A 15,512-nucleotide genomic window follows, 5' to 3' on the forward strand; every position below is an offset into this window, starting at 1 on the left:
CGGAGAAGAGAGTATTGCTTAAGTATTATTCATATCTCTTCTATTGTGAAAGACATGAATTCTCTTAGCGAAAAAACAGCATCTAATACGGTATAGTTTTGAGCGTGTAAAAACCTATAATCTGACATTCCTTTATTGACTTGCGTTTATAAAGATAAGGTGCCAAGTGTATTTAGCAGTATTAATAAATAAGTAAATTAAGGAATGAAACGATTACATGTTTATGGTATTGGATTGGAGGTTTAGTGAGTAGCGAGAGTCTTTTTAAGAAATGTAAAGCCTGCGGAAAAGATGTTAGTAAAACAGCTAATTCTTGTCCAGGATGTGGTGTAAAGATAAAAAAAGCAAATTTTATTAAAATTTTTGTTTTATGCATTGCCATCTTGATATTGATTAAGATAATCGCGAGTTGGAGTGAGGATGATGGAAAGCTTCAATCAGATACTGCTTCTGATACTAAAACTGTGGTAAAAAAACATGAAGCAACTATACCATCCGATCAGGCTAAATTTGTCCAGATAGTATCATCTTTCGTGGATAAATATTCTAGTGCAAAAAACGAACTCCAAAAATCATCATTAAGGGAACAGCGGAGAGTTGCACTTGCTGATGCATTTACTCAAAATTCTATTAATTCTTGGATTGGTACAATAACTGAGTTGAAAACGAACAATGACGGGAAAGCTATTTTGTCGGTAAAAGTGTCGCCAAATATTGAGTTGGCAACATGGAATAATGAATTTTCTGATATTCGTTCGGATACGTTAATTGAAAAAGACTCTACTGTTTACGATGAACTCTTTTCTTTATCTGTTGGACAGAAAGTCGAATTTTCCGGGTATTTATTTTCGTCATCGATTGATTTTTTCGAAGAAAAGAGTCTGACTACTGATGGATCTATGAAGAATCCAGAATTTTTATTTAAATTTTTCTCGGTGAAAACTGTTAACTAAGGATAAAAAATGGCATTAATAAATTGCCCTGAATGTTCAAATAGTGTTAGTGACACTTCGATTAAATGCCCGACTTGTGGTGTTCAATTGAGAAAACCTAAACGGAGCTTTTTTGGCAAGATCATTAAATGGATATTTATCGCGTTTAATGTGCTGATGGCCTATTGGCTCATTGGTGGCATGAATGCAGCTACTGAAAATATGGATCAATTATCTAATGCGGAACAGATTGGCGCGGCTATCGGTACAGGACTAGGTGCTGCAATGATTATGGGGATTTGGCTTGTTGGCGATATTATTTTAGGGATATTTGTGCTCCTTACCCGTCCAAAAGCTTAATTTGGGTTTAACAACAGATTAAATTAAAAAAAGGTGAGTATTGGCTCACCTTTTTTAATCAATGTGACATTGCTATATTCAAACTACAGGAATGCCACTGTGAAATTTAAAATCGCTATCTGGATTTTGAATCAACTCAGCTTCAATACGGCCAAAATAGTTAACTCGTTCGGTAATATCTTCATTAGCGATAGATTGTGCCAGTGCAAGATAGTCCTGGTAATGGCGTGCTTCAGAGCGAAGTAGTGAGATATAAAATTTACTCAATTCTTCATCCAGATGTGGTGCTAGTTTAGCAAAGCGCTCACAGGAGCGTGCTTCAATATAAGCCCCGATAATCAGCTTATCTATCAGTGTATAAGGTTCGTGGTTGATGATGTGGCTGAGCATTCTTTTAGCATAACGGCTGGCGCTGATGCTTTCATAGCTGATATCGCGTGCATTCATGATTTCTAGCACCTGATAGAAGTGATGTAACTCTTCTTTAATCAGCAATACCATTTTATCAATCAGATCTTGACCATATGGGGAATTAGCTTTGGCGGTGATCTGTTTGGTCGCTTGGTTCTGACTTCTTAATGAATTGAGATCGCCAATCTTCTTATAGGCAAAATCTTCATAGGGTTTAAACCATGTTAGAAGTGTATCCGCACTTCGCTGATCTACTGCATACTTGCGGATCAAATACATTGCGCTCTGTGCTGCTTTTAGTTCGCATAACAGATGATCCCGTAGAAGCACCGGTAAATTTTCAGGCTGTTTTGCTTTATCTACCCATAAGTCTGGGGTTTCACACTGCAAAAAACGGTATATTGGTTGTAAGAGGCTTTTATTGAACACTTTTTTACACCATATCTTTTAGCCGATAAATCCATTCCAAAGCTTGACGCGGAGTCAGTGAGTCTGGATTGAGATTTTCCAATGCTTCGACTGCTGGTGATATCTCCTCTGTTAATAACGCAAGTTGCGGTGTATCGACATGACTTGCGGTTGCATGGTTGGATAGCGATTCTAGTTCTTTAAGTTTCTGACGCGCCCGTTTGATAACTTCACGGGGAACCCCGGCGAGGGAAGCGACTGCCAGCCCATAACTCTTACTTGCCGCACCATCCTGTACACTGTGCATAAATGCAATAGTATCTCCATGCTCTACCGCATCCAGATGAATGTTGACCACACCTTCGAGTTTTTCCGGCAACGTAGTTAGTTCAAAATAGTGAGTGGCAAATAAGGTCATTGCTTTAATGCGGTTTGCCAGATTTTCTGCACATGCCCAGGCCAGAGAAAGACCGTCGTAGGTTGATGTGCCTCTGCCAATTTCATCCATCAAGACCAAGCTTTGTTCTGTTGCATTGTGCAGAATGTTAGCGGTTTCTGTCATTTCCACCATAAAGGTTGAACGGCCAGATGCTAGATCATCGGAAGCCCCCACACGGGTAAATATGCGATCAACCGGGCCGATGATGGCTTTTTCAGCAGGTACAAAGCTACCGATATAGGCCAGAAGTGTAATCAATGCTGCTTGACGCATATAAGTACTTTTACCACCCATATTTGGACCGGTAATAATCAACAGACGTCGTTGTGAGGATAAAGAAAGCGGGTTGGAGATAAAAGGTTCACTCAGAACTTGCTCAACAACGGGATGGCGGCCACCGGCAATTTGAATTCCCGGTTTATCACTCAATGTTGGGCAAACATAATTCAGGGTTTCAGCACGTTCTGCCAGATTTGCTAACACGTCAAGTTCAGCCAGTGCTTCGGCGCTGGCTTGTAATTCGGCCAAATGAGGCAGCAACAGATCAAATAATTCTTCGTAAAGCGCTTTCTCTATTGCCAGAGATTTCCCTTTAGAAGTCAGAACCTTATCTTCATATTCTTTTAGCTCGGGGATGATATAACGCTCAGCATTTTTCAGTGTCTGGCGGCGGACATAATGAATTGGCACCAGATGGCTTTGCCCTCGGCTAACTTGAATATAGTAACCATGAACACCGTTAAAGCCGACTTTTAGAGTATCGATACCCAGTTTTTCTCGTTCGCGGATTTCCAGTTGTTCCAGATAGTTACTGGCACCATCAGCCAGTGTGCGCCATTCATCCAGTTCGCTGTTATAACCCGGTGCGATTACACCACCGTCCCGAATCAATACCGGTGGTGTTTCTACAATCGCTTTTTCAAGCAATTCCTGTAATTCATCAAACCTGCCGATATTTTTCTGCAATTGCTTGATGTAGGGGGAATCTGAGGAGTCCATAATTTGATGGATATCCGGTAATTGCTGGAATGCATGGCGCATTTTTGCCAGATCCCGTGGTCGGGCTGAACGTAGAGCCAGGCGCGCCAATACACGTTCCAGATCACCTACTTGTAGCAAGAATGGCTGTAACTCCAACCCAATTTCCTGCAAGGTAGCAATAGCTTGTTGACGATTTTCTAATATTTGGCAGTCCCTGACAGGAGCATGCAACCAGCGTTTCAACATTCGGCTACCCATTGGGGTAACACACAGATCAAGAATGGAAGCAAGAGTATTATCTGTACCACCAGACAAGTTTTGTGTCAGTTCCAGATTACGACGGGTTGCCGCATCCATAATAACCGCATCTTGCTGGCGTTCGATGGTGATACCACGAATATGTGGTAGAGCTGTGCGCTGAGTATCTTTGACGTATTGCAATAAGCAGCCTGCGGCACGCAGAGCGAGTGCTGCTTTTTCCACACCAAAGCCAACCAGATCACGGGTACCAAATTGCAGATTCAGTTGCTGTTTTGCTGTATCCAGTTCGAATTCCCATAAAGGGCGACGGCGTAAGCCATGGCAATGTTCAATCAGAGCCATGTGTTCAAAGCTTTCAGGATAGAGTAATTCAACGGGACGGGTACGTTGCAATTCGGCGACCATCGTTTCCTGTTCTGCCATTTCAGATATTTGGAAGCGACCGGAGGTTACATCCAGCGTGGCGTAACCAAATCCTTGATTATCGTGCCAGATAGCGGCGAGCAGGTTATCTTGCCGTTCCTGCAATAACGCTTCATCTGTCACCGTTCCGGGGGTAACAATGCGAACGACTTTGCGTTCAACAGGGCCTTTGCTGGTGGCAGGATCACCAATTTGCTCACAGATAGCGACTGACTCACCCAATTGAACCAACTTAGCTAGGTAGTTTTCTACTGCATGATGTGGCACGCCTGCCATTGGAATCGGGTTACCGGCTGATTGCCCTCGTTTGGTCAGCGAGATATCCAGTAGTTTTGCGGCTTTTTTGGCATCGTCATAAAATAGCTCATAGAAATCTCCCATTCTGTAAAACAACAGGATATCAGGATGCTGTGCTTTAAGACGGAGATATTGCTGCATCATGGGCGTGTGGGTGTCGAAAGTTTCTGTATTAATCATGCAGTTGTCTTAGTTAAGTTTGTGAATCAATTCTTCCGTTATGGTATCGCACCAAGCTTTAAACTTACACAAGTAAAATCTGGAAGTAATTCGCAAATTTAGTTGGATTTTAGTCTTGTTAAATTGTAAGGATCTGAATAAATCGGAAATTAAGGACAGATATACTGCTACCGCGCGGTAAAATTGAAAGTAAAAAAATAACAGAGAATATGTCATCAAAATTAAACTGGTTAATTTAGCGAGGTTTACCAGTCTGGTATACCAAGACTGTTTTCATTATTTACAGTTAAAGTAGCAAAAGATCTGGTTCTATATGGAAGGTAAAGCGGCGTTGCCGAAATGGCTTAAAACATTTCCCAATGTTGACGGGTTTTTGCTTTCTAGCCCGAAGTTATCCCTGCCTTGATAAGAAATACCTGATAAATGTTGAAATTAAAGGAAACCAGCTAAAAGCCAGCATACTTGAATGGGGGATTTATGAAGTTTTAGATGTTATGCCCGTATCGTTTTCTTTTGAACATGCTGCGGGTTTAGTTAATCTTAAGCCACGCAAATAGGCATCATTGGCCTGATGCAGCACAATAAATGTTCTCTTTAGCGCATCAGGCCAGAAGGTTATGCTTTTCTTGTGCGAAGCTGTTTCTTGCCAGATTATTTGATCACTGAAGCATCGATCAAATAGCCACCTAGGGATGCCCAAGCGGACCACGATGATGTGGTTTGCCAGATATGCCAGAGTGCGTTATCACTGCCATGCGCAAAGACTTCAAGTTGGCCGTTGGCATTTTTCCCTACTACCGGGGCGCTGGTAATCCCGCCACCTAATGAGGACCAGTTAGACCACGGGCCGGCATGAGGTTTGGTCTGCCAGATGTGCCAGAGTGCGTTATCCCCGCCGCGTGCAAAGACTTCAAGCCGACCGTCGGCGTTGATATGTACCGCTGGATTGCTGGTAATTCCGCCACCCAATGAATCCCATTTAGACCATGGACCAGTATAGGGTTTGGTTTGCCAGATGTGCCAGAGCGCGTTATCCCCGCCGCGTGCAAAGACTTCAAGCCGACCATCGGAGTTGAGATATACCGCAGGGTCGCTGGTGATCCCGCCGCCTAATGATTCCCAGTTAGACCATGGACCGTTATGAGGTTTGGTTTGCCAGATGTGCCAGAGCGCGTTATCCCCGCCGCGTACAAAGACTTCAAGCCGACCGTCGGCGTTGATATGTACCGCTGGATTGCTGGTAATTCCGCCGCCTAATGATTCCCAGTTAGACCATGGACCGTTATGAGGTTTGGTTTGCCAGATGTGCCAGAGCGCGTTATCCCCGCCGAGTGCAAAGACTTCAAGCCGACCATCAGAGTTGACAAATACTGCTGGGTTACTCGTAATTGAGCCATTCAACGACTGCCAACCTGACCAACCGGAATTGGGGGCTGTCTGCCAGTTATGCCATAACGCATTATCTCCGCCACGTACAAACACTTCTAATCGACCGTCTGAATTGGTGTAAACAGCGGGCTTGCTGGTCACTCCTCCGCCAAGTGTGTTCCAGCCGGACCAGGAAGAATTTGCGTATGGTGCGGTTTGCCAATTGTGCCATACCGCATTATCGGTGCCCACACCGAAAACCTCGAGCCGATTATCAGAGTTGTTTGCCACCGAGACAATTGCGGACAATGCGATTGCAGCGTTCTCGATTTCTACCTCGTCTTTAACATATGACTCGGCATTATCTGGATTTGATGTTTTAATAGGTTCTTTTTGCATATATGTATCCTTTTTTAAAATAATTTTTTATATTCACTAAGCGGTAATTTAATAAGCAAAATATTTAATATTAATGTTTTTGTTCACATCCTTTTATTTGAAAAGTTAGTGGTTAATATTTTATTTGGAGTTCACTTTCGATTATTAAATTATCATAAAAATGTTGTCTTACATTATAACGTTATATGTGTTGGTATACCTTTTTAAATATAAGTACCAAAAAATTAATTATATAAACTGTTTTTTTATTTTAAAATTTATTTTGGTTTCTATTTTTTTCATATTATTTTCGTGGTGATTTTGTTTTTATTAAAAATATCTAATAGTCCTTGTTAAAGAACACAATTCGTCATCTGGCTATTGGAGGGCATAGACCCTGATTTACTTATATTTCATAAGTTGAATACTGGGCTAATTCCAGAAAATTAGGTTATATCACTGGCCCGATATAGCGCAGTGAAGCATATTGGGCCAGAAGATGACGTTCGTGTTGGGTAAAACGGGTTCCTTCCAGATTATTTAATCGCGGAAGCGTCGATTAAAGAACCACCGAGGGATGCCCAGGTGGACCACGATAATGGGGCTTGCCTGATGTTCCAGAGCGCGTTATCGGAGCCACGCGCAAAGACTTCAAGCTTACCATCGGAATCTTCCACCGCCGTTGGTGCGCTGGTGATCACGCCATTCAACGAGGCCCAGTTAGACCATGGACCGTTATGGAAACCTGTTTGCCAGATGTGCCAAAGTGCGTTATCAGTACCGCGCGCAAAGACTTCAAGCCGGTTGTCGCAGTTTTTCACTACAGCAGGGGCGCTGGTAATTACGCCTTTTAAAGATTGCCAACCCGACCACGGACCGGAATGAGGAATGGTCTGCCAGGTGTGCCAGAGTGCGTTATCAGTGCCACGTGCAAAGACTTCAAGCCGACCATCAGCGGTACCAATGACCACAGGGTCACTAGTAATTACGCCATTGAGTGACTCCCAACTTGACCACAGGTTGGAATCAGGAGCGGTTTGCCAGATGTGCCAGAGTGCGTTATCGGTACCACGGGCAAAGACCTCAAGCCGACCGTCGGAGTTGATATGGACTGCTGGGTTGCTGGTGATCACGCCATTCAACGAGGTCCAGCTCGACCATGGACCGGCATGCGCGGTAGTTTGTGAGATGTGCCAGAGTGCGTTATCGGCGCCGCGTGCAAAAACTTCAAGGCGGCCATCCGTGTTGGCATATACCGCAGGGTTACTGGTAATCACTCCACCTAAAGATTGCCAGCCTGACCAACCGGCATTGGGAGTGAGCTGCCAGTTATGCCATAACGCATTGTCTGTGCCACGTACGAATACTTCCAATCGACCATCTGTATTGATGTAAACGACGGGTTTGCTGGTCACCTGTCCGTTAAGTGAACTCCAGCCGGACCAGGTAGAGCCTGTATGTGGTGCCATTTGCCTGTTGCGCCACACAGCATTGTCAGTACCTACACCGAAAACCTCAAGCCGACCGTCAGAGGTGTTTACCACTGAGACAATTTCAGACAACGCGATTGTAGAACTTGCGATTTCTACCTCGTCTTTAATATAGGACTCGGTATTATCTGGATTTGATGTATTAATGGGTTGCATATATATTCTCTTTAAAAATAATTTTGGGGGTTCACTAAATTATCATTTAATAAGCAAGATATTTAAGTCTTTGCATTAATATTCTATTTGATGTTCGTTTATGATCCGTAAAGGTGTCAGATGATCGTGATGCTACATTATAAAACCCCATATGTTTATATGTATTTTTACATGCGGTCATTTAAAAATAATAAATTATAAATGAATTATTTTCCTGTTTTAAAATTTCCTTCTACTTATATTTCGAAATGTATTCTTATCATGATTATTCTTTTTCAATGTGAACTAAGTGTTGTCAGGTACAGGAAGTGGTCAATGAAGATGAAAACTGTTAATGGAAAATATGAAGGTTGATAGAGGTCAGTATCAGACTTGTTATGTGCAAGTCTTAGGAATAATTATCACAGTTAACAACTATACCCTTCATCCTTCAAGTTGCCCCTCGGTTGGCTGCGTTCTCTTGCCGCCGCGATGCATCTTGAAATCCATAGGGTATATATCTAATAATTTGATATTATATCAGTGATATTTCCATGATTTTCTATTTTAATTTCACTTTTTCGGTTAATTTTGCTCTTATCAATTAATAAAATGGATTGTAATGCTCGTTTTATAAGAATCTCTTTGAATGTTGCGTTATCAATATTCGAATCCCATAAATCGCCATTTGCATCAATGCCATCACAGGAAAAAATAAAGAGATCGATATCTAAATTTTTTAATTGTACAATAAGTGATGAACTAATGTAACAAGCATATTTACGATGAAGAATTCCCCCTGAACTGATTAATTGAATGCTTTTTCTCTTTGATAATTCATGACAAATACGAATACTATTCGTAAAAACAGTGATATTAATATCAGGTAGTTGTTTGGCTAAATACCAACATGTTGAACTTGCATCAAGTGCAATGATCATTCCTTCGCTTATCCAGATCACGGCTTGCTGAGCAATAAGAGATTTACTTGAAAAATGGCTTTTAACTCGAGTATTAAAGGGGTCTCCATTATCTTGTGTTTCTCTATTCCTAGGTACCCGAAGATAAGATAGGTTGATTTAAATCAGCGCCTGAACCGAATAAAGCAAATTGTGTATCATGTCCAGAGGAAATAACCGGAATTTCATCAATGGCATAACGTATAAGGTAACTCCAGTAAGCTGTTTGTGCCCCGACATAGCAAAATTGAGCTAATACCGCCCAGCGCCAGTGTTTGATTTTGATAATACGTCTCAAAGATTTAAAGAATGAGCTGTTATTGTCATGTGCGTCACTGTGTATTACTGGAAATTTGGTCAATAAAACTAAGCAGGTAATGATTAAAACGACGGCAACGATAATCATGTAAGGGGATTGTACCGCCAAAACGAGGCTATGGTTATAAGCATCAAGCTGTTTGACGGTCATTTTATCAAGTGTTTCTTGGGGTAAATGAGGAACGTTAGATAAAATTAAGCTTTGTCCAAAAACAACGGCGATAATTGCCCCAAATGAATTAAACGTTTGTGCCAGATTAATTCGAAAATGCCCGGTTTCTTCAGGTCCTAAGACGGTGACGAAAGGGTTAGCCGCTGTTTCTAAGCAGCCTAACCCAGCGGCGATAATAAAAAGCCCAAATAGGAATAGTGTATAATTCATCGCTTCTGCCGCAGGCCAAAAAAGAGCAGCACCCGCAATATAAAACAATAATCCAGTCATTATCCCCGCTTTATAACTTAACTTCTTCATTAATATGCCCGCAGGAACAGGAATAATAAAATAGCCAAAATAAAATGCTGATTGGATTAGCCCTGCCTAGAAATTTGTTAAGGTAAACGTTTTTTGAAACTGAGGTAGTAATATGTCATTTAAATTATTTGCCACCGCCCATAAAAAGAAGAGAGAACAAAAAATAGCAAAAGGAATTAAATAACCTCTGTTTTTTTTATTGTTTCGAGCTATATTTGATTGTATCGATATGTTACTCATAGCATCCTCTACATTACAGCTGATATTGTAAGCCCTTCCGCAGTAGTAGTATTTTTAGTCATCTATGAGATGATAAAGGGATCTAAATCACATTTATTTATTAATGCCGCTAAATTGTGAAGTTAATCACTGAAATAAACCTATTACATATGCTCGTTTATCTTTTCTTTTTATTTAATTTGGTCATGAAAATGACCGTATAATTTTTTTATAAAAAAACGGTCAATAAAGCCAATAAATGACTGTTTGAGTCAGAAATGAAAAATATGGAATAAAAAATAAATACAGATATTTTAAAAAATAAAGAAAGTGCTAAAAACATTTGAGCTTAATCACAAAAATTAAGCGAAACGTTTATTTAACAACAACAAAGTACTATACCCAATAGATTTCAAGCTGGATCGCGACGGCAAGGGAGCGAATCCCCGGGAGCATAGAGAACTCTGTGACCGGGGTGAGAGAGTGCAGCCAACAAAGAGGCAACTTGAAAGATAACGGGTATACTAATTAATCGACTTAAAAATAAGTTGTAATACCCGCGCGGAATGTTCTTCCCGGTGACGGAATATAGCCCAGGCTGAGAGGTTGGATATAATATTTATCAAAGACGTTATCCACACCAAATTCAAATTCTACATGCTTATTCACACGGGCCGTCAGAGAAATATCAGCCACGGTGGCTGGTCGCCAAATAATAGGTGCCAGCAAGGTAGCAGAACCTCGGCCCGGTTTTCCGGCTGGCACCGATCTTTGACCATAATGGGAGACTCTTGCATTGAGAGAGATTTGGTCGTTTAAAAATCTTTGTGTCAGATCGAGTGATACGGCGTATTTAGGGGGAATATGGTTGGTGGCATAATCTGAAGGGAGGCTACGTGCAACACAACCTGCATTTTCTGTACAGAATCTGACTTTCGTGTAGTAATTCATGGATAAACGCGCGTCAAAGTGATCGCTGTGGTAAACACTTGCTAATTCTAATCCTGCAAATTTCGCTGCTTTGATATTACTGATGTACATACTCCAGTAATCATTCATCCATGACCGGTTGATATAGTCCTTCACCCGGTTATCAAAGTAGGACATTTTAATATCGAAACTGTCATTTTTAGCAATGACATTCGGGAAACGTGATGTCAGTCCGACTTCTATATTTTTTGAGATTTCAGGTTTTATACGATCATCAACATTCATCATGTAGCCACGAATACCTTCAACCATTGATGGAAAACGTGGTGCATAGGCATATTTGGCATGCAGTGCTGTTGCATGAGTAAGATCAAATTTAGCGCCGACCCAATAACCGTGGGCATGATCTCGCTTATTATTTACCTTACCTGAGGTGAGTTGCGGTAAAAAAGGGTTACCAGAATGAGCTGGGCTGTAATCTTCAACTCGATAGGACTTGTAATCCCATCCTCCCATTAAAGTTAATCGTGCAATAGGAGAATAATTTCCATTTAGGAAAAGATGGCTTTCCTTACGCTCTCCTTCACGGTTAACCGCGTATTTCCATTTTCCTTCGCTTGGGCCAGTACGTTCACGGATAAAACTGGCACCGTAGTTCAACTCAATATCTTGATTTGAAAGTTCAAATAATGAGGTGTTATTCAGATTCACTCCTACTGTACGCATGAATTTTTTATCACCGAGAGTATTATTTGAGGTTCGGGGACGGTCGTTAACCCGTGTTTGCCACACGCCTATATCCAAATTAATCCAGGGATTTGATGCCGGTTCCCATTTGTAATTGAGGTTGTGTCTGTTCATGTTGAGTCGTGTCAGTGGCCCCTGATCTAAAATCATGAAGGTTTGGCTTGGGCTTGCCATATCTGCAACATAAGATTCCCCATAAAGATTTTTGTAATGACTCACGATAGCGGAGATTTCATGACCATCACCAAAACGGATTTTTCCTTTACCCAATAGCGATTGGCTATCTTCAGAAGTATTAGGAACGGCATCTCCCATTGCATACAGTGAATAACCTGCCATCTGTTCACTGAATTGTGGAATACGGCAATCTTGTGGATCGCTTTCACACAGATAGCCTGGCATCCCACGTTCCTTGGCACCCGGTCCGTGTTTGCCAGAATGGTAATTACCACGTTTGCGCTGAGAGGCGCCAAATAGCAATTCATAAGACGGTTCGGCCACGGCGAAAACGATACTCCCAGTTCTATTCTTGGCATCAAAAAAAGAAGTTTTTGCTGGGGAGGGCCAGTCATTGCGTTGATAATCGTCAGGATTAGAATGGTTGCTCAACAGACTGCCTTTCAGACGAAGCCCGACTTTTTGTCCATCAAGCAGGATATCACTGGCTTCGATGGTTTTTATCTCCACGACCCCCCCAATAGCTCCCATACCGCCTTTTCCTGTCGGGCCTTTGCTGATATCTACCCGGCCAATGAAATCGGGATCAATAAAGGAACGGTTGGAGACACCTTGATAACCACGGTATAAGGCGGTCTGGTTAGATGCGCCATCAACGGTTGTCAAAACTCGCCCTTGTCCTTGCAGGCCCCGAATATTCACATCCAGGCTGCCTGAACTGCGTGCTTCGCCGGATAATACTCCAGGTGTTGTCTTAAAAATATCAACAGGATGGATCACACCAAATTTTTCGATATCTTTACCTTTGATAGTGGTACTGTCGAAACGCAATGGTTCATTTCCTGTGTACCCGCGATTGCCTGCTACTGTAAGAGGATTTAGTACTATGACACCATTGTTGGTCATATTTTCTGCCAGTTTTATCAGGGTGTAACTGCCATCGGCACGCTGGGACAGGCGTAGATGACAGCCTGTGAGCAGTTGTACTAAACCTTGATGAGCGGTAAAACTGCCGTTTAACGAAGGTGCGGTTAACCCGTTGGTTAAATTCGGATCGAAGGAGAGCGCTGTACCGGTTTGAGCAGCAAAATAAGATAAAGAATTGCCTAATGAACCCGCCGGAATGTTGACCGGATAAAGGGGAACTGTTGGTGTGGTTGCGTACAGGGGGGCTTCTGATAGTAGCATCAATGGAAACAACAAGAGGGCTAAAGACTTTTTCTGCCAACGTGGTTGTGAACCCGGACAGTTAACATGATATGGCATAGATAATTTCTCCACAGCTTTTTAAGCTTCTTTTATCTCTATGCCGTATGAGATTGAAAAAAGTGTCAGCAAAAATAATTATTTTTATCGATTGGCTGAAGAGAGGGTAACCCAATAGCGAGTCAGGCTGTGCATTGAGAGAGGATAAGTCTGTAAAAGCATCTGTATTGCCAAATCTGTATCCTGTATAGGAAAAGCACCTGAGACACGCAGATTAGCTACTGCATCATCACAGCGGATCACGCCGGAACGATAGCGATTCAATTCAGTAACCACTGCTGCCAACGGCAAGTTATCTGCCATTATCATGCCCTGTAACCAACTTAGAGATGTGGTTGAACGGGGATGTTGTGGGGCAACTGCAAATTGAGTGAAATGTGTTGCTTCTCCGGCATACAGTATTTGTGATGATCCATTATCTGGCATGATACGGACTGCCCCTTCCACGATTTCCACCTGAGTATGGGAGGCTTGTTGGCGGATGCTGAATTTCGTACCCAGTGCCACAATAGAACCTTGTTTAGTTTGTACTTTAAATGGGCGTGCTGGCTGGTGGCTATCCTGATGAGTTTCAATATAAATTTCTCCCAGCTTTAAACGAACAAACCGCTGAGTATTATCATAATCAACATCTGTTGCGCTTTGTGTATTTAACGTCAGTTGACCGCCATCGGGTAATGGCCAGTGCTGTATTTGTCCTGTCCTAGTGTGATAATCGCCAGTGAGGAGCTTAAATTGATCAGATTGCCAGAAGAGTGATACCCCAGCCGGTATTAACAACATCAGAGTAAGCTTGCTGATAGTTTCTCGGCGGGAAAGAGTTTGCTTACTGTTTAACAGCGGTGAGGCGATATGAGGTGGTAGATGCTGTAACCGGGTTAACAGACATTGTGCCCGCTCCCAAGCTTGAGCATGTTCTGGACTTTGTGCACACCAGGCAGCGCAAGCATTCCGGTCAGCTTCGCTGACATGACTATCATTTAGAATGGTCAACCATTCTGCGGCTTCTGCCAAAATTGTTTTAGAAGATGTGCTTGATGAATGAGATGTATCCGTGGAAGTCATATTAATCCCTTATGACATTGCTATCAGACACTGATAGAAACCTTGTTTCATATAGCGCTTTACCGTAGATAGCGAAATATTCATGTGATTTGCGATATCTTCATACTTCATTCCCTCTATCTGGGAAAGCAAAAAGACGGTCTGAACGGGTATGGCGAGCTGGCTAAGCATGATATCAATTTCTTGAAGAGTTTCGAGGATAATCAATTTTTGCTCTGGTGCAGGAATAAGTTGCTCAGGCAGGCTGACGAGTAAATCCAGATACGACTGTTCAAGTGAGCGGCGACGATACCAATTAATCATCAGCCCCTTAGCGATAGTGACGATATAGGCACGGGGTTCGTTCAGTTGCTGTGGTAAAGGCGAGCTAAGTAATTTAACAAAAGTATCTTGAGCCAGATCGGCAGCGGTTTCATCACAGTTAAGACGATGCTTAAGCCAGCGAAATAGCCAATCATGATTGTGGATGTACATCCACTGGATCTGTTGAGTGTCCAAAACATTAACGGTCATTTTTATGCCACTCCATCAATGTAAATGCAAATCATTATCATTTTTGTATGTTACAGGTAATTACTCTCCGTTACCAATAAATAATTTGCGGGGATACGTTGATTAGATTGGCTTTTTATTTATCATTAGCAGAGCTAAATTATACAAACTTTAAATAAGCAATCGAGAATTTAATATAGGTGGTTCTTTGTCGTGTGACAGAGTTAAATTCTTGGTTTATGAAAGCTTATAGTTTTTAAGAAATTATTCTATCGTTGACAAACTTGTAAATATCGTATTAATGTGTGGTTTAGTTATTATCAGCTTTTTCAATTTATGGGTTAGTTGATAAAATTAGCTCGTCTTCAAGAAGACCAGGAGGAAAATATCCTAAAGTATATTATAAATTAAGAAAAGATAATTTAGATATGATGTATTATTTTATTGAACCATATTTAGGGAACTTAATTGAAATGTATTGCTCCGGTGATTTATCTACCGAAATGGACGAGAGGATAATTTATGAGCTAAACAAACAGATCAAATAATGATAAAAAAATTTTTTATTTTATTAAAAGTTTCTTTGTTTTTCTTTACTGTGAGTTTAGGGAAATAATACATATAGGAATAACCTTATGTCTTTGTGTATTTTGGATTTAGTTATTCCCTTTTGAATCTATACCCAATAGATTTCAAGATGCATCGCGACGGCAAGGGAGCGAATCCCCGGGAGCATAGCTAACTATGTGACCGGGGTGAGAGAGTGCAGCCAACAAAGAAGCAACTTGAAAGATAACAGGTATA

The 15,512-nt window shown here is 41.6% G+C and carries 9 protein-coding genes and 2 pseudogenes; 2 read left to right on the forward strand and 9 right to left on the reverse strand.

Translation table 11 applies throughout. The annotated features are described in order from the left end of the window. Positions 1 to 245: 245 nt before the first annotated feature. The gene (locus AM629_RS14765) at positions 246 to 953 is read left to right on the forward strand and encodes a restriction endonuclease subunit S (RefSeq protein WP_036772720.1); all 708 of its coding nucleotides are present in this window, start codon (positions 246 to 248) and stop codon (positions 951 to 953) included. Positions 954 to 962: 9 nt separating this feature from the next. Continuing rightward, entirely contained in the window at positions 963 to 1,292 is a 330-nt protein-coding gene (locus AM629_RS14770; protein ID WP_054480043.1) for a zinc ribbon domain-containing protein, read from the forward strand. 78 nt (positions 1,293 to 1,370) lie between these two features. On the opposite strand, the gene miaE is transcribed toward AM629_RS14770, so the two are convergent. From miaE to AM629_RS14820, 9 genes and pseudogenes are all read right to left on the reverse strand, one after another. Then, entirely contained in the window at positions 1,371 to 2,132 is a 762-nt protein-coding gene (gene miaE, locus AM629_RS14775) for a tRNA isopentenyl-2-thiomethyl-A-37 hydroxylase MiaE (RefSeq protein ID WP_054480044.1), read from the reverse strand. 4 nt (positions 2,133 to 2,136) lie between these two features. After that, entirely contained in the window at positions 2,137 to 4,692 is a 2,556-nt protein-coding gene (gene mutS, locus AM629_RS14780; protein ID WP_054480045.1) for a DNA mismatch repair protein MutS, read from the reverse strand. Positions 4,693 to 5,343: 651 nt separating this feature from the next. Beyond that, on the reverse strand, positions 5,344 to 6,459 hold the full coding sequence (locus AM629_RS14790) for a PLL family lectin (RefSeq protein WP_054480047.1): 1,116 nt from the start codon (positions 6,457 to 6,459) through the stop codon (positions 5,344 to 5,346). Between the two features lie 515 nt (positions 6,460 to 6,974). Then, positions 6,975 to 8,084 carry a PLL family lectin gene (locus AM629_RS14795; RefSeq protein ID WP_054480048.1) on the reverse strand — a complete coding sequence of 370 codons (1,110 nt, stop codon included), beginning with the start codon at positions 8,082 to 8,084 and terminating at the stop codon, positions 6,975 to 6,977. A 500-nt stretch (positions 8,085 to 8,584) separates the two neighbouring features. Further along, positions 8,585 to 9,112 (reverse strand): annotated as a pseudogene (gene fucR, locus AM629_RS14800) (L-fucose operon activator); the annotation flags it as partial. 58 nt (positions 9,113 to 9,170) lie between these two features. Next, positions 9,171 to 10,052, reverse strand: a pseudogene (fucP, locus tag AM629_RS14805) (L-fucose:H+ symporter permease); the annotation flags it as partial. Positions 10,053 to 10,568: 516 nt separating this feature from the next. Then, on the reverse strand, positions 10,569 to 13,151 hold the full coding sequence (locus AM629_RS14810) for a TonB-dependent receptor (RefSeq protein ID WP_054480049.1): 2,583 nt from the start codon (positions 13,149 to 13,151) through the stop codon (positions 10,569 to 10,571). Positions 13,152 to 13,235: 84 nt separating this feature from the next. Next, positions 13,236 to 14,216 carry a FecR domain-containing protein gene (locus AM629_RS14815; protein ID WP_054480050.1) on the reverse strand — a complete coding sequence of 327 codons (981 nt, stop codon included), beginning with the start codon at positions 14,214 to 14,216 and terminating at the stop codon, positions 13,236 to 13,238. Positions 14,217 to 14,225: 9 nt separating this feature from the next. Beyond that, on the reverse strand, positions 14,226 to 14,729 hold the full coding sequence (locus AM629_RS14820) for a sigma-70 family RNA polymerase sigma factor (protein ID WP_054480051.1): 504 nt from the start codon (positions 14,727 to 14,729) through the stop codon (positions 14,226 to 14,228). Positions 14,730 to 15,512 lie beyond the last annotated feature (783 nt).

This window comes from Photorhabdus heterorhabditis (assembly GCF_001280945.1).
Classification (GTDB): domain Bacteria; phylum Pseudomonadota; class Gammaproteobacteria; order Enterobacterales; family Enterobacteriaceae; genus Photorhabdus; species Photorhabdus heterorhabditis.

Bases quoted from the DNA above. Each gene is read 5' to 3' on its own strand.
- AM629_RS14770 (WP_054480043.1), top strand. From the start codon at position 963: ATGGCATTAATAAATTGCCCTGAATGTTCAAATAGTGTTAGTGACACT.
- mutS (WP_054480045.1), bottom strand. From the start codon at position 4,692: ATGATTAATACAGAAACTTTCGACACCCACACGCCCATGATGCAGCAA.
- AM629_RS14790 (WP_054480047.1), bottom strand. From the start codon at position 6,459: ATGCAAAAAGAACCTATTAAAACATCAAATCCAGATAATGCCGAGTCA.
- AM629_RS14795 (WP_054480048.1), bottom strand. From the start codon at position 8,084: ATGCAACCCATTAATACATCAAATCCAGATAATACCGAGTCCTATATT.
- AM629_RS14810 (WP_054480049.1), bottom strand. From the start codon at position 13,151: ATGCCATATCATGTTAACTGTCCGGGTTCACAACCACGTTGGCAGAAA.
- AM629_RS14815 (WP_054480050.1), bottom strand. From the start codon at position 14,216: ATGACTTCCACGGATACATCTCATTCATCAAGCACATCTTCTAAAACA.
- AM629_RS14820 (WP_054480051.1), bottom strand. From the start codon at position 14,729: ATGACCGTTAATGTTTTGGACACTCAACAGATCCAGTGGATGTACATC.